Origin of the sequence: Acinetobacter sp. YH12023, from assembly GCF_013420135.1 — a bacterium.
In the GTDB taxonomy this organism is placed as follows: Bacteria; Pseudomonadota; Gammaproteobacteria; order Pseudomonadales; family Moraxellaceae; genus Acinetobacter; species Acinetobacter amyesii.
Map to the genome: position 1 here is coordinate 214089 of NZ_VOYU01000002.1, position 24799 is coordinate 238887.

Sequence of the window (24799 nt, forward strand, 5' to 3'; positions counted from 1 at the left end):
TGGTGAGTGCCATGGTTAAAGAAATTTATATTGCAGGTGAATGGCGTTTAGGCCGCGGCAACGTGATTCAAAGTGTTTTTCCAGCAGACAATTCAGTCAATGCGGAAATATCTACCGCAACGTTGGAAGATGTTGAAGAAGCGATTACAAAGGCCGATCAAGCATGGCGTAAGCCAGAGTGGCGCAATTCTTTGCCGCATGAGCGCGCAAAAATATTGTACCGTGTCGCTGATATTATTGAATCCCGCGTAGATGAATTATCTAAATTGCAAACTCGTGACAACGGTAAGCCTTTAGCTGAAACACGTGCTTTGGTCATGAGTGCAGCAGCAACGGCGCGCTTTAATGCCGCAGCCTGCGAAACGTTTAATGAAGAATTGACCACGCAGCGTGCATCTGACTTTTTGACCATGAGCGTGCATGAACCTGTGGGTGTGGTGGCAGCGATTACCCCTTGGAATTCTCCAATTGCCAGTGAAGTACAAAAATTAGCACCCGCTATTGCTGCAGGCAACGCGGTGATTTTAAAACCAGCTGAAGCGACATCATTAATTGCCTTGGAACTGGCAAAAATCTTTGAAGAAGCAGGATTGCCAAAAGGCATTTTGAGTGTGTTGGTTGGACGCGGCTCAGTGATTGGCGATGCCATTGCTCAACATCCTTTGGTACGCAAAATTTCTTTTACGGGCGGTACTTCTACTGGCCGTCACTTGGCACATATTGCCGCAGAAAAGTTGATTACCACATCTTTAGAGTTAGGTGGAAAATCGCCAACGATTGTATTGCCAGATGCAGATATTGAAATTGCAGCCAAAGGTATTGCTTACGGTATTTTCAGTTCAGCAGGTCAGGCGTGTATTGCGGGTTCGCGTTTGTTTATTCACGCTTCCATTTATGACGAATTTTTAAAGCGATTAGTGGAAATCACTGAAGGTTTACGCGTGGGCCATCCTGAACAGCCAAATGTACATATGGGTTCACTCATTAACCAAAAGCATTTGGAATCTGTGCATCGGTATGTGGAATTAGCCAAAGCTGAAGGCGGTACGGTTGTTACGGGTGGTGAAGCGATCACTGAAGGTGAATTTGCCAAAGGCAGTTTCTACAAACCGACGATCATCACGGGTTTGAGCAACAGCGCGCAAACCTGCCAAGAAGAAATTTTTGGCCCTGTGTTGGTCGTTATGCCATACGACAATGAAAAAGATTTATTCGAGCAAGCCAACGATAGCTGTTTTGGTTTAGCTGCAGGGATTTGGACAGAAAGCTACCGTAAAGCATGGAAAATTGCCCGTTTGCTGGAAGTGGGTACAGTGTGGATTAACACCTATAAAAAATTTTCAATCAGTGCGCCATTTGGCGGCTTTAAAGACAGCGGCATTGGCCGTGAAAAAGGGCGCCTCGGCATTCTGTCTTATATGCAGCAAAAAAGTATTTATTTGGGGTTAAACGAGCAAGCTAATCCATGGTCGGACTAGCAGCTAAACACCCATAAACAACGAATTGAAAAAATTAAGGAAAGAACAATGACTGAACGTGTAAATGTAGGCGAAGCAATCGCTCGAGTATTAGAACAGCATAATGTAGACAGTATGTATGGTGTGATTTCTATTCATAACTTACCTATTGCCGATGCTGTTGGCCGCCGTGAAAAGATGCGTTTTGTAGCCGCGCGTGGTGAAGCTGGTTCTGTCACAATGGCAGATGCGCATGCGCGTTTTAAAGGTTTAGGTGTGGCTTTGACAAGTACAGGTGCAGGTGCAGGTAATGCTGTGGGTTCACTGATCGAAGCAATGAATGCTGGCAGCCCAGTGCTGCATTTAACCGGTCAAGTCGAACGTGAATATTTAGACCGCGATGCAAGCTTTATTCATGAAACCAAAGACCAGTTAACCTTCTTAAAAGCATCGAGTAAAGCTGCTTTTCGTATTACCAGCCCAGACAATGCAGTAGGTGTAATTCGTGAAGCGATTCGCGTTGCGACTACTGTTCCTATGGGGCCGGTAAGTGTAGAAATTCCAATTGATGTACAAGCCGCTGAAATTGATTTACCAGCCAATCTTGGCCCAGTAAAAGCTATGCTATTGCCGCAAGCGAATGATGCTGAAATTGACATGATTGCAGATGCATTGAAAAAGGCGAAGCGTCCACTAATTTGGATTGGCGGCGGTACGTTAAATGCAGTAGAAGAAGTGAAAGCGCTGGCTGACTTGGGTATTCCAGTGGTGTCTTCTACTCATGCACGCGGTGTATTGGCAGATGATCATCCACGCAGTTTACGTGCATTCCATAACTCTGTAGCCGTTGAAAAGCTGATGAAAGAGGCGGACTTATTGATTGTTGCAGGTTCACGTTTGCGCAGTAATGAAACCAAGACTTACTCAGTTGAATTCCCTGAAAATATTATCCAGATTGATGCCAACCCAGTGGCGCAGCAGCGTAACTATAAGGTTTCTCAATTTGTCTGTGCAGATACCAAAGATACTTTTGCACGTGTACTCAGCGCTTTAAATGGCGTGAGTAAAATTGATGCCGCTTATGATGCAGACATTAAAGCCGCGCGTGAACATGCGGTAGATGCACTGCGTACGCAAATGGATCAATACGCATTGATTTGCGACCACTTGCGCGCTGCATTACCAGAAGACGGTATTTTTGTTCGTGACATCACCATGTCAGGCAGTACTTGGGGCAGCCGTTTGTTCCCAGTACAAACACCGAACAAAAACATCCACTCATTGGCTGGTGCAATCGGCTTGGGTCTTGCACATGCCATTGGTTCATCGATTGCTAACCCAGACAAAAAAGTTGTGGGCTTAGTGGGTGATGGTGGCTTGATGCTGGGTATTGGTGAAATTGCGACGATGGCGCAAGAAAACACCGATATGGTGCTGATGATTATGAACGATGGTGGTTATGGCGTGATGCGCGGCATTCAAAATAACTACTTTGGCGGTCGTCAGTACTTCAATGAATTGCACACTCCAGACTACCGTTTATTGGGTGAGTCGATGGGTGTGAAGAGCTGGAAAGTAGCGAGCGCGGAAGAGTTTAAAACTGCAATCAAAGAAGCCATTGATTTGAATGGTCCAGCGGTTATTGAGCTTGATATGAACGCAATTGGTCCATTGAAATTTGCGGGTCCACCACAGAAGAAATTGTACTAATCCATCCGAATTGGATCAGTAAAGTCTAAAACCCTTTTGATCAAACAAAAGTGAATGAAATTGAACGGTGTAATTTCCCCGAAGGGGAATTGCACCTGAGTTACAGTCAGACGACATGTAAAGTCAAAGGACATAAAACCTGAGTTCAGCAGACTAAGGTAGAGCAAAACAAGGTGAGTGGATATGCAAACAAGGATTGAGCATGATTTACTGGGTGCTAAAGAAGTGCCATTTAGTGCGTATTACGGCATTCATACCCAACGTGCATTAGAAAATTTTAAAATTTCCCATTTAACGGTTGGACAGTCACTGCATTTTATTCGTGCTTTAGGCTTTGTCAAAAAAGCAGCTGCACAAAGTAATTTTAATTATAAAAAAATCAGTGAGCAACAGCTTAAAGCCATTGAATATGCAGCTGATCAATTGATTGAACAGCCACAGCAATGGGCAGCGTCATTTCCAATTGACTGTTACCAAGGTGGGGCAGGTACATCGGTCAATATGAACTGTAATGAAGTCATTGCCAATATTGGTTTGGAATACTTGGGGGAGCAAAAGGGGAGTTACTCGATTCTGCATCCGAATGACCACGTCAACAAATCCCAATCGACCAACGATGTTTATCCAACAGCACTACGGATCAGTTTATATCACCGTATAGAAGACCTGCTTTTAGCACTGGATAAATTGATTCAAACCATTCGTGCGAAGGTAGCTGATTTTAAACATGTGTTGAAAATGGGCCGTACACAGTTGCAAGATGCGGTTCCGATGACCATGGGACAAGAGTTTCAAGCCTTTGCCACTTTACTGAATGAAGATATGCGTTTGATTAAGAAAATGCGTGAATTTTTATTGGAAATCAACTTAGGTGCAACGGCAATTGGTACAGGGGTGAATACACCTGAAGGTTATGCGCAGCATATTACGGCACGTTTAGCTGAACTCACTGGATTACCAGTCAAAGGCGCCGAAGACTATGTTGAAGCCACCAGTGACTGCGGCGTATTCATTCTGATTTCAAGTACCCTAAAACGTCTGGCATGCAAACTATCAAAAATCTGTAACGACTTGCGTTTACTCAGCTCAGGTCCACGTACTGGGCTGGCCGAAATTCGCTTACCAGAATTGCAAGCAGGTTCATCCATTATGCCCGCCAAAGTGAACCCAGTGATTCCTGAAGTGGTTAATCAAATTGCCTTTAAAGTCATGGGTAATGATTTAACCATCAGCATGGCAGCTGAAGCAGGACAATTACAGTTGAACGTGATGGAACCTGTGATTGCGTTGTCACTGAATGAATCGATTGAATTGCTTCAACATGGTATCAGCAGTTTGGATGAAAAATGTTTTGCAGGCATTCAAGTCAATGAACAACAAGCCTATGACATGGTCATGCGTAGTGTTGGCATTGTGACTTTGCTTGATCCAATTCTTGGACATGACCGCTGTGATGCCATTGGTAAACAATGTATTGCTGAAAACAAAACCATTCAAGAAGTGGTGCTGTCTCAGGGATTGATGACGGAAGAGCAATTGAAAGAAGTCTTTTCTTTTGAAAATTTAATCTCGGAAGTTCGAAACTTCGAAGCACCGCTGCAAGACATTGCTTAATTGCAAATGAAGTTCGCAGTGACTGCTAAATAAATTTTTTTAGTTAAATATGGAAATAAACAAAGTTTTGCATGCAAAACAAAATAAGGACAGGTGCTTGAGATGAATAAAACCATATTGATAACAGCGATGATGCTGTCTTTGAGCGCAGCTGCCGCTAGCGTTCAAGCCAAAGAGGATCCATTAGAGTGGAAAAGCGACGATGGCACACAATCGTTTAAATTGGGTGGAGCTTTACGTTTTAATCATCGTTATGAACAGTGGGAGCCAAGTGATAAACGCGGCATAGGCAAACTGGATTTTGATATTTTCCGTATCGACTTAAAAGGCAAATCAGGTGATGCCTATTTGAATGCGAGCTATTTAATTCAAGATCAGGAAAAAACCTCAATTGAAAAAGCCTATGTGGGTTATAACCTAGACAAAAACAACAGCATCGAAGCAGGTTTTGTCTATAAGCCATTTGCGCTTTATCCATATCCGCAAAATGGTTGGACCTATCATATCCCGTTCTTCTTGGGCTATGGCAACAACATCGCGCCGGGGATTAACTGGAATTACAACAATCCTGAATGGGATGTGAAAGTTGGTTACTACCCACGTATGTTGGAAACCAATTTACGCTATTCACCTGAATCTGCAACTTATGATGATCTTTCAGAGAATCATTTACCCTTTCAAGCTGCTTATCAAAACGATAAGCACAATCAGCTGAATACTCGTATTGTACGTAAATTCGGTAATGATCAAATCGGGAAACACGAGGTCGGTATATCTGTATCTGCCGCACAATTGCATAACAAAACGACCCGCGATGAAGGTAGTTATTATGCCGCTGGGATTCATACCAACAGCAACTACCAACGTTGGAATTTACAGTCTTCGGTGATTCATTATCAATATGATGCTGAAAACCCTGAAGGTGTAAGTAATGACATGACCTTGATGGGCGCAAATGGTTTAACACCAGCCTATTTCATTGCCTCTGAAGGTACAGTTTCAAGCGTCAATTTGGCATATACATTACCTGTTCAAAATATGGGTAAACTCAAAGCCATTCGTTTTTACAATGATTACAGTTATTTAGACAAAGAAAGCAGTGACTGGTCAGCTTCGCAAATGAATACCACAGGTGCAATGTTTATCGCTACACCATTTATGGTGTGGGCAGATTATACTTGGGGCAAAAATGCCAATATTATTGGTGGGGCAACCAATGGCACAGGCTTTACTTCAGCAACATCTGAAAATAGCGATAAATGGCTGTATCGCGTCAATTTAAATATTGGCTTTAACTTCTGATCGATATCCAACAAGCTAAAACCTCTGTTAAAGCAAAATGGCTTTGATCGAGGTTTTTTTATTGGAACACTTAAGATGCATTCAGATGTATTTAATCTTCATATTTTATGTCTTTGTTTTAAATTAAATCAGGGCTATGGCGTATTAAATTTAAGATTTACTAAAAATAAAAAAAATCGTTTATGAATTAACTGAGCATCTGTTCATTTAACTCTCAGTTTATCTTAGTTAAACCATGTTCTAAGCAGATCAAAATTTAGAAAATTGTCAAAATCTCCTCGATAATGGCTTGCTGCTATTGCAGAGCATGGCTATAGCAAAAACTTTATTCAGGCTTTGGTACGCAAGGTCAGATGATTTAATGGCATTTTGTGTTACTAATTTTTATAAGGTAAACGGGTAATTTCGCCTTTTACAAGTAAATTCAAATCTTCAAACATTTCCATACTTATATTTTAATTTAACTTTTATAGATTTGGATCACTCTCTCGTGAGGGAGGTAATTTGCTTTATTCTTTAAAATACATATTTGGGGCTAAAGATAAGCATATTGCGACAATTAGAGTCTTGTCATGTTTTCTGCATTTTTCGACGATATCCTTCAGTATTATGCAGATATGAACTTATATTTTTGCAAAATTGTCTTTGGTTTAGACTTATGGGGGAATGGGGTACTTGATCTTAGGTCTTTGACATTGGATTTGCTGCCATATATTGGCTTATGAATATAAAAAGCATGCTCAAAAAGGTGAAAACATAACTTGGCAGCTCAGTTTCTTCGCTTTACTGGCACTACAAATGTCACCATGCACATCTCCAATGAAGCATGATGCCATGCTTGCTGAACCTTATGCCTCAATCCTACATGACATCATGGTGGCTGCTGGATTTATTATTCCGTCTTTAGTGTTGATGTGGTTATATAAACGCAGTGAACGCCTTAGCCAAGCTGGATAAAAAAGCCCTCACATTTGAGGGCTTTTAATTATTTTACTTCGGGTAAATCAAACCAAATCACTTGAGCATCTTCAAGCGCTTCAATTTGGCTATCTTCTAAGAAGGCAATTGCACCACCAGCTTCAACTTTATGTTCAGCAATTTGCACTGAACCTGAAATAACATGAATATAGTTGATATGCTGCGTTGCATGGATGTCTAAAGCTTGACCATTCGTCAAAAATGCGGATTTAACTTCCGCTTGCTGGCGAATATGCATAGCTGCATTGTCACTTGGACCGACAATTAAATGCCATTGATTGGGTTGATCACGTGGATCACATTTAATTTGTTGATAGGTCGGCTCTGCATCACGTTCGTTTGGAATGATCCAAATTTGCAATAAATGAACATCTTCATCACCTTGGTTCATTTCACTGTGACGAACACCAGTTCCCGCGCTCATCAGCTGCCATTCACCAGCAGAAATCCCACCATGATTACCCATACTGTCTTTATGGGTAATTGTACCTTTTAGCACGCAGGTTAAGATTTCCATATTGTCGTGCGGATGTTGACCAAAACCTTCATGCGCAGCAATTAAATCATCATTGATTACACGAAGAGCACTGATGCCCATATATTTAGGGTCATACCAGTTACCAAAAGAAAAGCTGTGTTTAGACTCAAGCCAGCCCATTTTTACGTGACCACGGTTTTCACTTGGATGTAAAAAAGCATTCATGGCATTCATCCTTATCTTAATTATTGAACATATGCCTATTTTAGGATTGAACTAAATAGGGATATATAGTTTTTTAGCGACAATTCATCCTATTTTTGCAACGCTCAGCCAAGATTGAGTCTTTTGTTATGCATAAAGGCGCAACTATAAAAAAGCCTGCACGAAGCAGGCTTTTTTGAATATGACTAAAATTATTCTAAGAATTTAACAGTCACACCAGATTTCACTTTCTTACCTAAGTCATTTGCATCCCAGTTGGTCAAACGAATACAACCGTGTGACGCAGTTTTAGAGATAGCAGATGGGTTCGGTGTACCGTGAATACCGAATGATTTTTTGCTCAAGCCAATCCAGATATTACCAACAGGACCATTTGGACCAGGTGGTAAAGACAATGGTTTTCTGTTGTTGCCTTGAACAAAGTTAGACGGTGAGTAGCTGTACCAAGGGTTTGGTGCAACACCTGTTACTTTATATGTACCTGTAGGCGATGGTGTATCTGAACTACCAATCGTTGCCGGGAATGAACCGATCATTTGGTTGCGGCTATTAAACAAGTAAAGTTGTTTCGCGCCTTTATGTGCAACGATCAGGTGAATATCTTCAGGAACTTCGTTACGAATATTCGCAACTAAGATTTTTTCACCAGCTTTTTTAAATGTCGCTTTTGGATTCAACTTTTTCAAAAAGTCTTCGTCCATGTGGAATTTTTCACCCAACATTTCAGTCACACGTGTGTAGTACAAGCCTTTCATTTTTGCTTGTAATGCATAGTCGTGTGGAATTGATGCTGCATAAGGACCTTTCAAGTCTGCATCAGTCAACGTGTATTCAATGAATGCAGGTTTAGAACCTTGTTTCGCAATCAGCGCATCCCAAGTTTCTTTAGTTAAAGTCCCTGTAGGTTTCAACCCATTCATTTGTTGGAATGAAGCGATCGCCTTTAGGGTATTTTTACCACTGGTACCATCAATTGCACCCGGTGAAGCATGTGCATTATTGAGCATGACATGCGCACGTGCATAAACAGGGAATTGACCTTTACCAATGTTGTCATACCACTGAGCATTATTTAGGTCATTTAAACCCCAAGCAACTTTGGCAGCAGGCGAAGTTGATGTTGGAGTTGTAGCAGTCGCTGTAGCAGGTGCAGCACCGATGTCGGCTTTAACATCTTCTGATTGTTGCAAGCTGTCTAAAGTTTGCGATGCTTGGTTCAGATCTTCTTGTTCTTGAGCGCTAATTTGGCTAGTTGCAGATGAAGCTTCAGTCGCTAACGGATCAATGGGATCCTGAACTGCAACATTAGTCACTTTTTTTGGCGTTAATGGTTGTTCAGCAGTAGATGCGGCAATAGCTGTACCAGCAAATATGCAACTTAGGCTCAGTGCGAGCATGGTGCGAACGAACATGTAATTCAACCTTAAGAATTATTCATTTACTGTGTATTAAAAACTGGCTAAGTATTACAGAAAAAAAGTGGAGATGCAGTAGTTGTTTTGTGTAAATATCATTTTTGGCACTCAACATGATCGGTTTTTAAATGCTTGAGAAGTTATTATATTTACAACCTTTTTGATATGATGATGCGAATATCGAATTAAGTTGGGAAAGTGAATGACGACCTTAAAAAATGATCGTTTCTTGCGTGCCTTATTACGTGAACCGGTAGATGCAACTCCGGTTTGGATGATGCGTCAGGCTGGCCGTTATTTACCAGAGTATCGTGAAACACGTGCCAAAGCAGGTGATTTCCTATCCCTTTGTAAAAATACAGAATTTGCTTGTGAAGTTACTTTACAACCTTTGCGTCGTTATGACTTAGACGCAGCCATTTTATTTTCAGACATTTTGACTGTACCTGATGCGTTGGGTTTGGGACTGTATTTTGAAGCAGGTGAAGGTCCGAAGTTTCATAAAACTGTACGTACCGAACAAGATGTACTGAATTTACCTAAGTTTAATGCCAAATCAGACCTAGATTATGTCATGAATGCAGTGACTACGATTCGTTCAGCGTTGGGCGGACAAGTTCCTTTGATTGGCTTCTCAGGCAGTCCTTGGACATTGGCAACCTATATGGTGGAAGGTGGTTCAAGCAAAGATTTTCGTTTTACGAAACAAATGATGTATGCACAACCTGAAGTGCTGCATGCCTTATTAGACCGTTTGGCTGTTGCGGTAACTGAATATCTCAATGCGCAGATTGATGCAGGTGCGCAAGCCGTACAAATCTTTGATAGTTGGGGTGGGGCATTAGCACACCGTGAATACATTGAATTTTCACTGAACTACATGCAAAAAATCGTGGCAGGTTTACAGCGTGAAAAGGATGGACGCAAAGTCCCTGTGATTTTGTTTACCAAAGGTGGTGGTCAATGGTTAGAGCCAATGATTGCAACGGGTGCAGATGCTTTTGGTTTAGATTGGACTACGCCATTAAATGTAGCACGTCAAACAGTCGCAGGCCGTGCAGCTTTGCAAGGTAACTTAGACCCAGCAACATTATATGGTTCGCCTGAAGCAATCGCGAAAGCGACACGTGCCATGTTAGATGATGCATATGCCAACGGTGAAAAAACCGGTTATGTGGCGAACTTAGGTCATGGTATTACCCAGTGGGTAGATCCAGCCAATCCAAAAGCCTTTATTGATACGGTACATGAATATAGTGCTAAGTATTTATAAGGCTTTAGGGAAATTGGTTTAGGATTCAACCGTGGTCAAGATAATAAAATCATGTTTTGAGTTCTCTTATAAGGCAGCTTCGGCTGCCTTATTTGGGATATTACTGCTGATCGCTTTTGCATTAACTGCAGCAATGGGAAGTCAGGAATATTTTGGCTTTTTCCGTTATGATTATTTATTGTTTTATGCACTGATCATTCAAGTGTGTTTACTCTACCTTAAACTCGAGTCTTGGGCGGAAGCCAAAGTCATAGCACTGTTTCATATCCTTGCAATGGGGATGGAAATATTTCTGACTCATCCACATATTGCCTCATGGCAATATCCGCAGCCTGCGGTTTTTAAACTGCTGACTGTGCCATTATTTGCAGGTTTTATGTATTCGGCGGTGGGGAGTTTCTTTGCACGTTCGTTACGTTTATATCAGGTGTCGTTCAGTAACTTACCGCGTTTTGGCAATATGCTGTGCTTAGCCGTTTTGTCATATCTTAATTTTATGACCAAATTTTTTGTGCCAGATATTCGTATGTTTTTGTTTGCTTGGAGTGTGGTGATCTTTTGGAAAACTAAGCTCAGTTTTCAATTACAAAATCATGTGATTCAGTTGCCGATGTTACCAGTACTGTTGATTTTGGCATTTTTGATTTGGATCGCAGAAAATATCAGTACTTTCTATCAAATTTGGTTATATCCAAGTCAGGTCGATGCATGGCATATGGTCGGTTGGGGGAAACTTGGTTCTTGGTATTTGTTGCTATTACTCAGTTTGGTTTTAGTGCTCAAAATTCTTGGAAAACGTGATGAAAATGGTACTTGGTTGCTCAAAAAATAGTGAATAAGAACGTATTATTTTTAGCCAAAAGTTTTAGATGAAAATGTTTTGCCTTATCTGAAAGATCAAGTTAATCTACAGGTGTGTAATCAAAATTACACATGTTTTAATAATTAAAAACAATGGAATAAAATTCCCTGGAGAAGTGCTATGTTAAAAAAATTAGCTTTAGTTGCAGTCGTTGCACTAGGTTCTACAGCTGCTTTTGCTGACCGTGACGTAGGTTGTGGTGTTGGTTCTCAAGTTTGGGCTGGTCAATCAGGTAAAATTCCTAAAATTTTAGCTGCGACTACCAACGGTATTTTTACTAACCAGTTACTTGGTATTACCTTTGGTACTTTAGGTTGTAGCGGTACAGGTACAGTGACTGCTCAAGCAGTAACATTTACCAATGAAAATGCTGAATCACTTGCTCGTGATATGGCAGTTGGTCAAGGTGAGAGCCTGAATGTTTTGGCTGAGCTTTTAAACATCCAATCAACAGATAAAGCACGTTTCTTTGCTGTGTCTAAAGCAAATTTTGCTGAAATCTATTCAGCTGAAAACCAGTCTTCTCTACAAGTACTTGCTTCATTACAAAGCGTAATGGCGAAAGATGAAGTACTTAAAGCATACGTTTAATCGATGCTTTCAAAACCCTGTCTCTTGGCAGGGTTTTTTATTATCTAAAATATATAAAAATGGATTTGAATATAACTGAATGAAATCAATTGCTTTATTTTGTACCTTTATGATTCCGAGCATCTTATATGCTCAGCAAGTTGTAGATCCAAACCTCTCTAAAACCGTAGAGCTACAGCGATATATTGAACTTGCACAATCAAAAAAACTGTCTGAACACATCAGTTGGCAACGACTTTTATATACAGATCATAAAGGACAAAGTGAAGTTGCCTATACAGGTTATTTTTTAGCTGAAAATGGCCGCCAAAGTGCTCAAGCTGAATTAGAGGCAGATGTCGCTGCACTGTTTCAACCCGCCGAACCTAATCAAGCCTTTCGTTGTCGTTTCCCTGCGCGTAGTCAGTGGCTGATGCAAGAATTATCCATCCGTTCAGAGCAGTTACCAGTGGTGAGTTGCCCTGAGTTTGATGAATGGTTTGGGAAAATTAAGCCGTATAAAGCGACATTAATTTACGCCACAGACTTTATGGGTAATCCAAGTTCTATGTTTGGACATACCTTATTGCGTCTCGATCCGAAAGATCAAAAAGAGCTAAATTTGGTGTCCTATGCCATTAACTATGCAGCGACAGTTGCAGGTGAAGATAACTGGTCTTATGCATGGAAAGGCTTAACAGGACAGTATCCTGGTGAATATTCCTTGATGCCGTACTACCGAAAGGTGAAAGAATATGGTGATTTTGAAAGTCGTGATTTGTGGGAATATGAGCTAGCACTAACCGAGCAAGAAACCAGTTATTTGGTTAAACATATTTGGGAAATGCAAAATGTCAGTTTTCCCTATTATTTCGCCAGTGATAACTGTGCATATCGATTATTGGGTTTAATGGATTTGGTTCGCCCCACACTGAATTTAACCCAGAAATTTAAAGTCGCTTCCATTCCCGTTGAGACGATCAAAGCGATCAATGATGAACAACTGATTCAAGCAGCGGTTTATCGTCCTGCATTAGAAACGCAGCTTTTGTCACAAGCGCAGCAACATGGATATCGTTTAGCACGCGAAGCGCATAAGCTCGCTGAAATTGAACCTGAGAACATGTCGACAGCACTCGCTCAGTTTAATGAAGTAGAGCAAGCGAAAATATTAGAAATGGCGTATGACCATCTGTATTTATTACTGATTGGGAGAAAGGTGAGTGCGGAAGAAACGCAGCCTAAATTACGTCAAATCTTGGCCTTACGTAGTCAATCTTCGCAACCAAAACAACGGACTGAACCTAAGCAGCCAAGTCTAGACCCAGTCAATGGACATCATGCGCGAAATTTTTCAGCTACAGTAGGCGAAGTTCAAGGTGAAAAATACATCGAACTCGGTCATCGTCAGGCTTATCATGATTTGATCGATCCGCAAGGTGGCTTTCGGATTGGTACGCAGTTGATGTTTTGGGATGGCTCGATTCAATATCGTGACGACCAACTCAAACTCAATCATTTTGATTTTTTATCGGTCAACTCCTACAATCCGATCACGCCATTTAAAACACCGCTAACTTGGGGTTTTAATTTTGGCTGGCAGCAAGTGTCTGTAGATGCAGGTCAATTTAGCGAAACGAAACAACATGGCGTTGCTGAATTCAAAGCACAATCTGGTTATAGCTGGGCCAATCAGGAACGTACACATTTGTGTTATGTACAGTCTCAAATGCAGGTGCAGGGCGGCAAGTCACTTGATCAGGGATGGCGAGTGGGCCTTGGGCCGACACTGGGTTGCCAAAATATTTGGTCAGAAAGATTCAATAGTTTGATTCAGGCAGAGCTTCCGTATTGGGAAGATACACATCAATGGAATCTGAAACTCGATGCTGAATTACAATATATCGTCAACCAACAAAATGCTTTAAGACTAGGATACGAATACCAGCAACAAGATGATCAAGATTGGAATAAATTGAAATTGAGTTATGTATTTTTCTATTAATTTTTAAAAATAGATAAAATGTGAAATATCAAATAAATTTGTTTTTTTATGTAAGTAAAGCAAGGTATGATTGCTAGCTTTGTAATCGCTGTGGTTTGTGTCACCGAATGAATCAAGAATGTATTACAGGTCTAAGTCAGACTTGGAAAGATATTTGTGATCAATATACTGAAAATGAACATCTTGCAGCTTTGCAATTTATCCAGAAGCATGTTGAGCATTTAGTTACTGTTTTTTATGAACAAATGTCGAGAGAACCAGCGTCAGCTGAATTTTTTAAAGACGATATTATTCAAAAAAGGCTCATCGACACCTTAAGAAAATGGTTATTAGAAACATTTAATGTTGCACTAAATAATGATTTTGAAATTTCGGTTAAAAGGCAGCAAAAAGTTGGAATGGTGCATGCGCGTGTCGGCATTCCGTCATGGTTGATTATGCGTGGTGTACGTGAAATAGAACGTAAAATATTTGAAATTTTAGAGCTAAACCATACGCAAAATATTCTCCATATGTGCAGTTATATTGTACAAATTATGGGATTTAGCACAGAAATTATGTGCCGATCTTATGAGATCAATACGGAAAAAAAGCAAGAAACCAAGCATAATTATCGCTTATTTTCAGCGATGCAAGATGTTGCAGTGCATAAAGATAAACAACGTGGTTCATTGCTCAATTGGGAAAATGAATTGATGTTTAAAATCTTTTCGGGAAATGTCAGTTTTTATCATTCCTTACTTTCAAAATCAGAATTTGGATTGTGGTTTATTCATAAAGCGGCATATGCTTTTTCGGGTTCAGATCAGGTTCAATTAATTATTGATCGAATTTATCAAGTGGATGAGCTAACGCAGCAAACCACACAAATAACGGATAAAGATCAACTGCAACATTTGATTCAACAGATTCGAGACTTAAATCGTGAAATTCAGCATTTAGTCGATCAATTATTTCAGGTGGCTGAATATATTGAGTCAGGCAATGATTCTTTGACGCAACTCCTAAACCGTCGTTATCTTAGTACTATTATTTCACGTGAAATTACTTTTGCACGTCAAAATAAAACGCCTTTGTCTTTGCTAGCCTTTGACGCGGATTACTTTAAAATGATCAATGATAAGTTTGGTCATGCGGCAGGTGATCTTGCACTGAAATTTATTGCCGAAGCTTTGCAGCGTTACAGCCAAGGTAGCGATTATGCATTCCGTATTGGTGGCGAAGAGTTCTTGTTACTCTTGGTGGACACCAATGTAAACCGTGCGATGAAAGTTGCAGAAAATATTCGCCAATATATTGAAAATGGAGTGATCCGAACAGTACAAGGTCAGCAATTTAGTTTAACCGTTAGCGTTGGTTGTGTGCAGTATAATGGTCATCCTGACTATCAACGTTTACTAGATGCTGCCGATATAGCACTCTATGCTGCCAAGAATACTGGTCGTAACCGTATTTACGTTGCTAAAACTGATCAGCAAACAAGATCATCTTCATCCTAAATGGATATTCACTTAATTTTGCTTTGTAGAAAATCTAAAAATTTTGCTTTTTGCTCTACATACTTGGGATGAACTTTAGCTTCATCCCATTTTTGTTTAAATACTCGTGCAGCAGCTGCTTTGACGGGATCCTCTTTTTGTCTTGGAAGCTCTTCGCGTCCATGTGCACCACTTAATCCTTTTTTATCATTAGGGACTGGACCCTCATATTTTTTACCACCTTTATGGTTGGCATAGCGACGTGCACGTGTAAAACCCATCTGCAAAAATTTACGTGCCATATCTGCACCGACAAAATCTTCAGCGTCCAAATACTCTTCAAAAAGTTGCCAAATTTTGGTGCTGCTTTCGATGGCTTTTTCTTCATTAGCAAATCGCCAATAAGGCAAAATTTCAGATTTATAAGGCTCTACGAGTAATACACCTTGTTCACCACGTCCAATTCTATAAAGTTCAGGGTGTTCGCGAAAATTTATCTTTTTAAAATCTAAACTGTAATCAAAACTATTGGAATGAACGCGTGATACACGCTTAGGTGTGGGGATGGATTTATTATTCATATTCACTCCATTACAACCTTACTCTATTTCAAGCTTAAGCTAAAAAAGTAGCCCCAGTTGGGGCTACTTTTTATTTTGTCTTTTTGCTGGTGGATTTGGCTTTGGTCGTCTTGGTTCTTTCTCCCTTAGACTTGCTTGCCTTAGCATCCGTTTTCTTTGCTGTTGAAGATTTTTTTGTTGCTTTCTTCTCAGCTTTTGGCTTTTCATCTTTAACTTTAGTGCTTGTTTTTGATGTGCTGGCTTTTTTAGGGGCCTCTTTTTTGTCAGCTTTAGATTTCGGCGAACTTTTAGTTGACGCAGATTTTTTAGCTTTTACTTTTTCATCTTTAGTTGCAGCTTCTTTTTTAGAAGTGCTGTCCTTAGATTTGTTTTCAGCAGTTTTCTTTGTTGCTTTGTTTGAATCTTTACTCGATGCTTTAGCTGATTTTTTTACTTTATCCTCATTCTTTTTTGCAGTTTTTGCCGTAGTTTTCGCTGTCTTTTTCTCATCTTTTTCAGTTGTCTTTTTTGCGGCTACCATAGTGATCACCCTTAGTTAGTAAAAAAAAAGAAAATAGCAATGAATCTAAAGGATTCATCTTGTTTTCAATGTACGGACTAATCTTGAATATGGGGGGTGAAATCATGTTATGAAATGTTTAATTTATGAACAGAAATACATTAAGTAATTGATATCAATTTTATGCTGTAGTTTTGAGTTACAAGTCTTACAGCACGGTTACAAACAATATTTTTAAAAGATATTTTTTCAAAATAAATATTTTGGGCGATTAAACTTCTACAACCACATAGTATTTTTTGACGGCTTCGACAACTTCAAACTTGCCCTGAAACGATGGGGGAATAATGCCCGCATGGCCAGCAGAAACTTCGATATATCCGCCTTGTTGATCATGAATACGTACTAATCCTTCAAGGATAGTAAAAAACTCTTGTTTGTTCGGTGCAAAGACAATATTCCATGCGCCAACTTCACATTGCCAAATCCCGCAGTCCATATTGGGGTGTACATACAGGCTTGCAGTTTCACGTTTAGGATTGCCCTGAACCAAACGGTCTGGGCGAGGGAAGTCTATGCTGTGTTTGGCTTGCGCTAAACCCTGACCGGCAATATATACATCTGACATGATTCATCCTGAAAATAGTGCTTTGCTATCAAAGCAAACGATTTGCGACATTAAAACATAAATAGAAAAAGCCTCAAGAGTTTGAGGCTTTTTTTATGAGTGCTAACGCTGAATGTTCTGTTAATAGCTTTCAGGCACAGCACTTAAGAATTCACGGCGCTCTTCTTTATTGGTTTTAAAGTCACCGACAAAAGAAACGGTACGTGTTGTAGACTCTTGTTTACCTACACCACGCATCATCATGCACATGTGAGCTGAATCAATCACCACAGCAACACCACGCGCACCAGTCACCTCAGCCACTGCTTCAGCAATCTGCTGAGTAAGGTTTTCCTGAATTTGTAAGCGACGGGCAAACATTTCTGTAATACGTGCGAATTTTGATAAACCTAAAACATTGCCTTCTGGGAGATAAGCAATATGTACACGGCCATAAAAAGGCAATAAATGGTGCTCACACAATGAATAGAATTCAATATTCTTAACTAAGACCATTTCACGGTTATCGGATGGGAAAACCGCATTGTTGGTCACTTCTTCAAGTGTCTGGCTATAACCAGAAGTAAGATATGAAAAAGCTTTAGCAGCACGCATAGGCGTATCTTTAAGACCTGGGCGATTCAGATCTTCACCAACGGCAGTTAGGATATTTGCGTAGGATTGCTGCATAGACATAAGACGTGTTCACTTACACTGAGAGATTGAACAAGGACGGCATTGTAGCAGAAAACTATTACAATGCCTTCTTTTGGAGTTAAATCCGATTATTGTTTAAACTGTGGGTTTTTTTCTGCACGTTTAAGCAGAACCAGTACAGCACCTGTGCCGCCTTGTTTTTCTGGGGCGCTCACAAATGCCAATACATCACGATGTTGACGTAACCAACTATTTACATAAGTTTTTAAAATTGCTTCTGGACCTTTGCCATGCACAATTTTAATGACGTTTTGATTGTCATCTTTCGCCATTTGAATAATTTGCAGCACGGCAGAACGGGCTTCTTCAACAGTGCAACCGTGTAAGTCGACAGCTTCAAACCAACGTAGATTACCAGCTTTCAAATCTTCAAAAACTTTATGTTGTAAGGTTGCAATGCGATAGCTTAAAGCAGCTTGACTGGCAACAGGGTTGAGCATCGCTTGCGTATCAGAAAGTAATGCATCATCTGTTTCCATAGGACCAATTGCAGCAGCACGTTTAGCCAACGTTTGCGCATCAGGTTTTTTACGACCCACTTTTTCCATTTTTGCAATATTTCCTGCATTCATTTTTTGAACACCTTGCATTTGCTTTTGGAAAAGCGCGAAGTCTTCTTCCTGCTCTTGTTCAACAGTCTTTGGCGTTGGCTCAGGCTGTTTAGCAATCGTTGAGGAATGTGGATTCGTAATTTGCTTTTTAAAAGATTTCAGTAGGTTGTACTGATCTTTTGAAAGCGAAGAATCGTGTTTGCTCATAATGAAAAAACGGGAAATATACAAAAATTTAGTGCAATTATAGCCTTAAATGGCACTGATTTGAACTGGAAAGACTTTATATAAAGAAGATCTCTTAATTCATTACAAGTCCTATTTGGGCTTCAAAGTTGAATTAATTAATTTAATAACTTTTTTATTTTTATATTGTTCTGCAAGAGCTAATGCTGATTGTTCTTCATTAAATTTAGAAATACACACGATTTCGGTTGAAGCGCCTTTTTCAAGTAAATAAGAAATTATCTGATATTGATTTAGGCGGATAGCTTTACCTAATGGGGAGCATCTAGTGAAATAATATGTTTGTGGTTCAACTTCATCTACTACAAGTTCATTTATTTTTCTCAGCTTCATTTTTTTGATGAAAGAAATATCTGTGTGCTCGATAGCCGCCATAATTAAGGTGGTATCATAAAATTCATTGTTTTCACCAAAATTTAAATATTCAAGATACAAATTTTTGGCTTTTTCATAATTATCAATATCATTTTTCTTTGTCAGGTTCTTTATCGCATTTTGGAAAAAATCATTCATATCATCAAAATCATTTATTGCTGCATGGAACATGAATATATTTATTAAATATGGCTCATCAGCTAAATTCTTTTTCAATAAATGAGGGGTATCTTTATAAAAAATCTGTTCAAAATGATTTAATTTTTCCATGGAAATAGGGTGAGATTTAATATTGATTGGTTTTGATAAAGAATTTTTATGTCCTTTAGACATAGAAAAAGAGGTTGAATTTTCAATATTCTTGTTTTTAGTATTGATTGAGTAATTAATGACTATTGGTAAGCCTTGATAACTAATGATTTCAATTTGATTATTATTGAAATCATAATTTTTGCCCTTTAGCACGTTAGTATTTATATTTGGAAAAATTTGATTTAGGTCAATCTGCGCAGCAATGATGCCTTCGGGCATAGTGGAAATATTAAAGTAGAGGATATGATTTTGGTCAATATGATACGGTGAGCCAGTATAAAGAGTTATATTTTTTGCCCAACTTATCTGATGTAGTGAAACCAAGATTAATGAAATGAATAGAAGAGTAGAAGAAATAATCGACTTCATTATTATTAATTCTCAATTGAATAAAAATTATAAAAAGGATGTGTAATTTTTTTAATATGGATGCAAAGGAGAAAAAGGGTGAGCGAACTCACCCTACATATTTCATTTATATTTTATCAGGCATACCAAACAGCTCCTTAAACGCCTGATCAGGGCGTGGCTGCTTCATAAAACTTTCACCAACCAAGAATGCATGAATGTCATGTTCTTGCATCATCGCGACATCAGCAGGTGTTGCAATACCGCTTTCTGTCACCAGCAGGCGAGAAGGCTCAAGTAACTTCTTCAAACGTAATGATGTATTGAGGTCAACATCAAAGGTTTTTAAATTACGGTTATTGACGCCTAGTAGACAATTGTCAGAAAGACGCATTGCACGTTCCAGCTCATCTTCATCATGCACTTCAACCAACACATCTAAGTTATGTTCAAAAGCTGTTTTAGACATTTCTTCGAGTTGTTGATCAGACAAACAAGCCACGATTAATAAAATACAGTCCGCATGTAAAGCGCGTGCTTCAATTACACCATAAGGGTCAATTAAAAAATCTTTACGAAGCGCAGGTAAGTCACAGTGCGAACGTGCAATCTGAATGTTTTCATCGGCACCTTGGAAAAAATCTACATCGGTGAGAACAGACAAACATGCTGCACCAGCATCTTGATACTGCTGCGCAATTTCAGCAGGGTTAAAGTTTTCACGAATGATGCCTTTCGATGGTGATGCCTTTTTAATTTCAGCAATCACCCCCGGACGTTTAGAGCCGAGGTTTTGTGCAAAACCTCGAACAGGTGTAGCTGCTTGAGCTAGCTCTTCGACATCTTTATAGCTACGTTGTTTAAGACGGGCTGCAAATTCTTCTTTTTTACGTTCAACAATTTTACCCAAAATTGTATTGGCGATATCTACCATGATCTGTGTCCTAATCTTAAGCTTCGTATTCTTTTAAAGTTTTAGTAAATTCAGACAAAATGCCCATTTTTTCTAAGGCTTGACCGCCATAGATAATGTCATGTGCTAATGCAACACCTTGTTTATAGCTTTTGGTTAAGCCTGAAACATAAATGCCTGCGCCTGCATTTAGGGCAATCATATTCGCGGCTTTATCACCGAGTGCAGATTTGTTTTTACCTAAAGCATCTTTGATCAATTTCAGACTTTCAGCAGCACTATCTACAGATAGACCTGTTAAGGTTTGCGACTCGATATCTACAGCTTCAGGCTGAATTTCCCATTCAGTAACTTCGCCATCTTTAAGTTCTGCAACATAAGTACTTGATGCAAGGCTAATTTCATCTAAACCATCTTTAGAATGCACCACCAAGACATGTTCTGCACCAAGCTGTTTTAAAACTTCAGCCATAGGACGACATAATTCTGTAGAGAAAACTCCAATCACAAAACGTTTTACGCCGGCCGGATTCGTAAGCGGGCCAAGTAGGTTGAAAATACTACGGAAGCCCAATTCTTTACGTGGACCAGCAGCATATTTCATGGCTTTATGATGATTAGGTGCAAAGAGGAAACCCACGCCCATTTCACGAATACAACGTTCAGTTTGCTGCATGTTCAGGTCAAGGTTAATTCCTGCTTGTTCTAAAAGATCAGAAGAGCCTGATTTTGATGAAACACCACGACCACCATGTTTAGCAATAGTTGCACCTGCTGCTGCAATAACAAAACTAGATGCAGTAGAGACGTTAAATAAGTTTTGACCATCACCACCTGTACCAACGATATCCACCAAATGTGGCAGATCACTGACATCAATTTTGATCGCAAATTCACGCATTACACGTGCTGCGGCAGTGATTTCATCAATACTTTCACCTTTTTGGCGTAAGCCCATCATCAGTGCGCCAATTTGAGCATCGGTTGCTTCACCTTGCATGATGGTGCGCATCACTTCTTCCATTTGAGGTTGAGTGAGTTCAATATTTTTCGTGATGTTATTTAAAGCTTGTTGAATATTCATAATATTTTTTGCACTCGATTATGCGTAAATTTCTAAGAAGTTTTTAAAGATTTGATGGCCATGTTCACTAAGAATCGATTCAGGGTGAAACTGCACGCCTTCGACAGGCAATGTCTTATGTTTGACTCCCATGATTTCTTCCATCGTGCCATCTTCTTCATTGGTCCAGCAGGTCACTTCTAAACATTCTGGCAAAGTCGCTTGATTAATCACCAAAGAGTGATAGCGAGTAGCGGCAAATGGAGAAGGGAGGTTGCTGAAAATGCCTTGATCGCTGTGATACATGTCAGATAAACGACCGTGCATCACTTTTTTAGCGCGAATAATATCGCCGCCAAAAGCTTGTCCTATGGCTTGGTGGCCTAAACACACACCCAGTAAAGGAATTTTTCCCGCAAAGTGTTGAATTGCAGGAATTGAAATGCCTGCTTCACTTGGCGAACAAGGGCCAGGACCAATGACTAAATACTTCGGTTGCCATCGCTCGATATCTTCCAATGTCACGGCATCGTTACGTACAACTTTTACTTCCTGATTTAACTCGCCAAAATATTGGACGATGTTGTAGGTAAAAGAGTCATAATTGTCGATCATGAGAAGCATATCTAGCGTATCCCTAAGAAATTTATACTAATATTTTGTTTAGCGGTTTTTGTTACCCGTAACGTTACCCGTTTTAAAAACTTTACTTAAATCAGGCACAAAATATAAAGCCTGCTAAGTGCAGGCTATATTATCAGATTCTTGTTTGTATTTTTCGACTTCTTTCTTCACTTGAGATTCGTGCCAAAAAACGTCTTTTTCACTCAAACGGATTGGCTCGGGAAGCTCTCCTTGCTTTAGCATTCTATAGAACTTCGTTTTTCCAACAGAGAGAAGTTTCATAAAATCATTAGCCCGAACTCGACGATCAATTTCCATCAAGACACCTCCTTCAAACTTTCAAAAACTGCTTTTGGCAACCCACTCAAATAACAAGTAAACAAGTGATATAGCTCATCAGCATTCATTTCATTTACTTCGATCATTCCACCTATGCCATTTACTACACGCTGACGAGACCAACCGCGCATATTGAAAGTAAACTCATTGTCGTAGTCGACTGCATTCACAATCGCATTAAACAGTCCCACTTCCTGCGCACCCCAATTTTCAAAGTAAGGGATGTCTTTAGAAGTTAAGTTGTCAATTTGGAGCTGGGCGAATTGGGGTTTTGTTAGGTTATTCATCCTGCAACTCCTCAATTTCAACATCATAAAAGACTTCACCATCAATCTCTTTTGCATCTACATAGATGTCAGTAATCACAACTCCAGTCTTTTCTGTAAATACGCGAAGCACTTCATTCAAGCCAGTTTTAAGGTTTTGAATATCGATTGATTCAGTCATTGGCTGGCTCCACTTCACCACGTTGAAAGCACTTAAGCTCAACATCATCAGGTGCTTCGATAATTAGGCGAGGCTGATAACCATTTCTATAGTCTTGCGGCTCCAATCTCATAGCCCATTTTGGAAAGTCACGATCCTCGTAATTTGGATCGTAGTTAGCGACACCAATCATCCATGTGCCAGAATTATTAGGGCAGTGCTGTCCTGTGATGACAATCGCTTCATTACCCGACTTAACCAAATATTCAATAGGCTTGCCGGTTGCACAATTATCATAATCATCACGAAAGTGATTAGTTTCACCAAAAATATCATCCGAATGGCCTTCAAAAATTAATGTCTTAGTCATTGGTTGGCTCCTGTGTTTTCGGCGGTTCAGGCAACATTCCCCAGTGACTAATCAACTCCTGAATAAGCGCTTCGCCTTCAACTGGATCTGAAAATCCAAAAGGTGATTGCCAGTCAGCAGTAATTTGCTCTCCGCTAATAAATATTTGATAGCGACCATCAATACGCGGTGACTGCTTTGTGTAGTCAATCCATTCCGGCACCGCGTGGGCTTTGGCTTGCCACAGCTTCCAAAGGCGATGAGTATCCACACTTTCATAAAATTCAGGATCTTGTAATTCTCGATCAAAATGTCCATCTGAAGGACTCATTAAAAATACTTCGAAGCAGTACTTTTCAAACACTTCTCTTTCTTTCTTAATATCCATCACGCCACCTCATCCTTAACCACTGGCACAATCGTCAATTGACCACCTGTTGTTGATTCAATTAATTTAGTGAAATAACCAATTGCATTACCTAAAGTAGTTTCATCAGCCTGAGCAGGGCGTTTTATCAAAATATCAATCGCCTCTAAAAGTTTTCGCTTTTCATGTACTTCCATCACGCCACCACTTCTTCAGATAAATAAACACCAGTCAGACGGCCACCATCAACGCAAAACTTCACATTTTTCAAGTTAAAGAGGTTGGCCAGTAATTCGCGAAGTTGATCTTCATAAATTTTTAATTCGCTTTTCCGAGTTACCACAGTAGTTATTTGAGCTTTGCAAATTTCCAATGGATCTTGTTGCTGAAGCACAGGGGGCTTGATTTCTTCTAGTGTGCGTTCAGATTTAGTCATTTGCTCAGATTCATTAGATTTTTCATGCTTTTGAAGTGCCAGTTGATCCACAGTAGGTTTAACCGCTGTTTCTTTTATTAACGTAAAGCGTCCAACACCTAAAGAGTCTTTAACCAACTTAACTTCATTGGTTTGGCGAATGTAGTAAATGGCCTGGTCTAATTGACTTCTAGTTATAGAAAATAGATCCATCAAGTCTTTAGCTGTTAAGCCGTTGTCAGAACGCTCGAGTTCTAAAAAGAGGTCTTTGGAGCAGAACTTATTTTTAGCTATTAAATTAGATGAAGCGTCTATCACCTCAGGTTTTTCCTCAGGTGTTGCTTTAATAGGTACAACTTGTGGTTTTGTCTCAATCGCAGGAGTTGGCTTCGATTTAAGAAAATAGACTCCGTCTTCCTGGTTAACATCAATAACAGATAAAATGTTTTTGACAGTTTTGATACTTAATTTGCAAACCGTCATGAGCTGAGCAATTGATAATCCCATTGCTTCATGCTCAAGTGCTTCAATCACTTTTTCCTTTGATTTCTGCAGTGCAGAATTTTCATTAAATCTTCTAAGTTCAGCCGCAGAGTTCATCGCATTCTCCAGGTTGCTTCTTTAAATTTTGCGTCGATGATAAGTGCCTCTATTTCACCAGCACTGACGTTATGAAAAATATGGTCCATTTTTGCCCCGA

28 protein-coding genes are annotated in these 24799 nt (G+C 39.7%); 10 read left to right on the forward strand and 18 right to left on the reverse strand.

Going from position 1 to position 24799, the window contains the following annotated elements:
* Window positions 1-11 precede the first annotated feature (11 nt).
* The 5 genes from FTT92_RS02605 to FTT92_RS02625 all read left to right on the forward strand — a co-directional run bounded on the left by FTT92_RS02605 (window position 12) and on the right by FTT92_RS02625 (window position 7040).
* The gene (locus FTT92_RS02605) at window positions 12-1478 is read left to right on the forward strand and encodes an aldehyde dehydrogenase (RefSeq protein WP_180171349.1); all 1467 of its coding nucleotides are present in this window, start codon (window positions 12-14) and stop codon (window positions 1476-1478) included.
* Between the two features lie 48 nt (window positions 1479-1526).
* A complete protein-coding gene (locus FTT92_RS02610; protein ID WP_180171350.1) occupies window positions 1527-3167 on the forward strand; it encodes a thiamine pyrophosphate-binding protein in 1641 nt (546 codons plus the stop codon).
* Between the two features lie 183 nt (window positions 3168-3350).
* Window positions 3351-4781, forward strand: coding sequence for an aspartate ammonia-lyase (locus FTT92_RS02615; protein ID WP_180083997.1), 1431 nt, complete (start codon window positions 3351-3353; stop codon window positions 4779-4781).
* Between the two features lie 102 nt (window positions 4782-4883).
* On the forward strand, window positions 4884-6083 hold the full coding sequence (locus FTT92_RS02620; protein ID WP_218951549.1) for a hypothetical protein: 1200 nt from the start codon (window positions 4884-4886) through the stop codon (window positions 6081-6083).
* Window positions 6084-6797: 714 nt separating this feature from the next.
* Window positions 6798-7040, forward strand: a complete 243-nt coding sequence (locus tag FTT92_RS02625) for a hypothetical protein (protein WP_180171351.1) — start codon at window positions 6798-6800, stop codon at window positions 7038-7040.
* 28 nt (window positions 7041-7068) lie between these two features.
* On the opposite strand, the gene FTT92_RS02630 is transcribed toward FTT92_RS02625, so the two are convergent.
* Window positions 7069-7764, reverse strand: coding sequence for a pirin-like bicupin family protein (locus FTT92_RS02630; protein ID WP_180171352.1), 696 nt, complete (start codon window positions 7762-7764; stop codon window positions 7069-7071).
* A gap of 191 nt (window positions 7765-7955) precedes the next feature.
* Window positions 7956-9176: a L,D-transpeptidase gene (locus tag FTT92_RS02635; RefSeq protein WP_078191979.1), complete on the reverse strand. Its 1221-nt coding sequence runs from the start codon at window positions 9174-9176 to the stop codon at window positions 7956-7958.
* Window positions 9177-9381: 205 nt separating this feature from the next.
* Here FTT92_RS02635 and hemE point away from each other — a divergent pair, with 205 nt between their 5' ends.
* The 5 genes from hemE to FTT92_RS02660 all read left to right on the forward strand — a co-directional run bounded on the left by hemE (window position 9382) and on the right by FTT92_RS02660 (window position 15388).
* Window positions 9382-10452: a uroporphyrinogen decarboxylase gene (gene hemE, locus FTT92_RS02640; RefSeq protein ID WP_078191978.1), complete on the forward strand. Its 1071-nt coding sequence runs from the start codon at window positions 9382-9384 to the stop codon at window positions 10450-10452.
* A 40-nt stretch (window positions 10453-10492) separates the two neighbouring features.
* Window positions 10493-11284, forward strand: coding sequence for a DUF817 family protein (locus FTT92_RS02645; protein WP_373684091.1), 792 nt, complete (start codon window positions 10493-10495; stop codon window positions 11282-11284).
* A gap of 150 nt (window positions 11285-11434) precedes the next feature.
* Complete coding sequence (locus FTT92_RS02650) at window positions 11435-11905, forward strand: DUF3015 family protein (RefSeq protein ID WP_078190276.1); 471 nt, start codon at window positions 11435-11437, stop codon at window positions 11903-11905.
* A gap of 109 nt (window positions 11906-12014) precedes the next feature.
* Window positions 12015-13889: a DUF4105 domain-containing protein gene (locus FTT92_RS02655; protein ID WP_373684092.1), complete on the forward strand. Its 1875-nt coding sequence runs from the start codon at window positions 12015-12017 to the stop codon at window positions 13887-13889.
* Between the two features lie 107 nt (window positions 13890-13996).
* The gene (locus FTT92_RS02660; protein ID WP_180171355.1) at window positions 13997-15388 is read left to right on the forward strand and encodes a diguanylate cyclase; all 1392 of its coding nucleotides are present in this window, start codon (window positions 13997-13999) and stop codon (window positions 15386-15388) included.
* Between the two features lie 8 nt (window positions 15389-15396).
* Here the strand turns inward: FTT92_RS02660 and FTT92_RS02665 are convergent, their stop codons facing one another.
* From FTT92_RS02665 to FTT92_RS02740, 16 genes are all read right to left on the reverse strand, one after another.
* Window positions 15397-15948 (reverse strand): DUF4385 domain-containing protein, encoded by a 552-nt coding sequence (locus tag FTT92_RS02665; RefSeq protein ID WP_180023378.1) that lies wholly within the window; start codon window positions 15946-15948, stop codon window positions 15397-15399.
* Between the two features lie 70 nt (window positions 15949-16018).
* The gene (locus tag FTT92_RS02670) at window positions 16019-16468 is read right to left on the reverse strand and encodes a hypothetical protein (RefSeq protein ID WP_180171356.1); all 450 of its coding nucleotides are present in this window, start codon (window positions 16466-16468) and stop codon (window positions 16019-16021) included.
* Between the two features lie 250 nt (window positions 16469-16718).
* Window positions 16719-17075 (reverse strand): cupin domain-containing protein, encoded by a 357-nt coding sequence (locus FTT92_RS02675; RefSeq protein WP_180115029.1) that lies wholly within the window; start codon window positions 17073-17075, stop codon window positions 16719-16721.
* Between the two features lie 120 nt (window positions 17076-17195).
* Window positions 17196-17744 (reverse strand): GTP cyclohydrolase I FolE, encoded by a 549-nt coding sequence (folE, locus tag FTT92_RS02680; RefSeq protein ID WP_171262632.1) that lies wholly within the window; start codon window positions 17742-17744, stop codon window positions 17196-17198.
* Window positions 17745-17839: 95 nt separating this feature from the next.
* A complete protein-coding gene (locus FTT92_RS02685; RefSeq protein ID WP_078191970.1) occupies window positions 17840-18529 on the reverse strand; it encodes a Smr/MutS family protein in 690 nt (229 codons plus the stop codon).
* A 111-nt stretch (window positions 18530-18640) separates the two neighbouring features.
* Entirely contained in the window at window positions 18641-19624 is a 984-nt protein-coding gene (locus FTT92_RS02690) for a hypothetical protein (RefSeq protein WP_218951550.1), read from the reverse strand.
* Between the two features lie 106 nt (window positions 19625-19730).
* Window positions 19731-20537 (reverse strand): indole-3-glycerol phosphate synthase TrpC, encoded by an 807-nt coding sequence (trpC, locus tag FTT92_RS02695; protein WP_180171357.1) that lies wholly within the window; start codon window positions 20535-20537, stop codon window positions 19731-19733.
* Window positions 20538-20553: 16 nt separating this feature from the next.
* Entirely contained in the window at window positions 20554-21600 is a 1047-nt protein-coding gene (gene trpD, locus FTT92_RS02700; protein WP_168379163.1) for an anthranilate phosphoribosyltransferase, read from the reverse strand.
* 18 nt (window positions 21601-21618) lie between these two features.
* Window positions 21619-22203 carry an aminodeoxychorismate/anthranilate synthase component II gene (locus FTT92_RS02705; RefSeq protein ID WP_078191967.1) on the reverse strand — a complete coding sequence of 195 codons (585 nt, stop codon included), beginning with the start codon at window positions 22201-22203 and terminating at the stop codon, window positions 21619-21621.
* A 114-nt stretch (window positions 22204-22317) separates the two neighbouring features.
* Window positions 22318-22521, reverse strand: a complete 204-nt coding sequence (locus tag FTT92_RS02710) for an AlpA family transcriptional regulator (protein ID WP_111884584.1) — start codon at window positions 22519-22521, stop codon at window positions 22318-22320.
* Entirely contained in the window at window positions 22521-22829 is a 309-nt protein-coding gene (locus tag FTT92_RS02715; protein ID WP_180171358.1) for a hypothetical protein, read from the reverse strand. The genes FTT92_RS02710 and FTT92_RS02715 overlap by 1 nt, the downstream gene beginning before the upstream one ends.
* On the reverse strand, window positions 22822-22989 hold the full coding sequence (locus FTT92_RS02720; RefSeq protein ID WP_180171359.1) for a hypothetical protein: 168 nt from the start codon (window positions 22987-22989) through the stop codon (window positions 22822-22824). The genes FTT92_RS02715 and FTT92_RS02720 overlap by 8 nt, the downstream gene beginning before the upstream one ends.
* Window positions 22982-23338, reverse strand: coding sequence for a hypothetical protein (locus tag FTT92_RS02725; RefSeq protein ID WP_180171360.1), 357 nt, complete (start codon window positions 23336-23338; stop codon window positions 22982-22984). The genes FTT92_RS02720 and FTT92_RS02725 overlap by 8 nt, the downstream gene beginning before the upstream one ends.
* Window positions 23331-23705 (reverse strand): hypothetical protein, encoded by a 375-nt coding sequence (locus FTT92_RS02730; RefSeq protein ID WP_180171361.1) that lies wholly within the window; start codon window positions 23703-23705, stop codon window positions 23331-23333. Before FTT92_RS02730 ends, FTT92_RS02725 begins: the two co-directional genes overlap by 8 nt.
* A complete protein-coding gene (locus tag FTT92_RS02735) occupies window positions 23705-23881 on the reverse strand; it encodes a hypothetical protein (RefSeq protein WP_180171362.1) in 177 nt (58 codons plus the stop codon). Before FTT92_RS02735 ends, FTT92_RS02730 begins: the two co-directional genes overlap by 1 nt.
* On the reverse strand, window positions 23881-24699 hold the full coding sequence (locus FTT92_RS02740) for a hypothetical protein (protein WP_180171363.1): 819 nt from the start codon (window positions 24697-24699) through the stop codon (window positions 23881-23883). The genes FTT92_RS02735 and FTT92_RS02740 overlap by 1 nt, the downstream gene beginning before the upstream one ends.
* Window positions 24700-24799 lie beyond the last annotated feature (100 nt).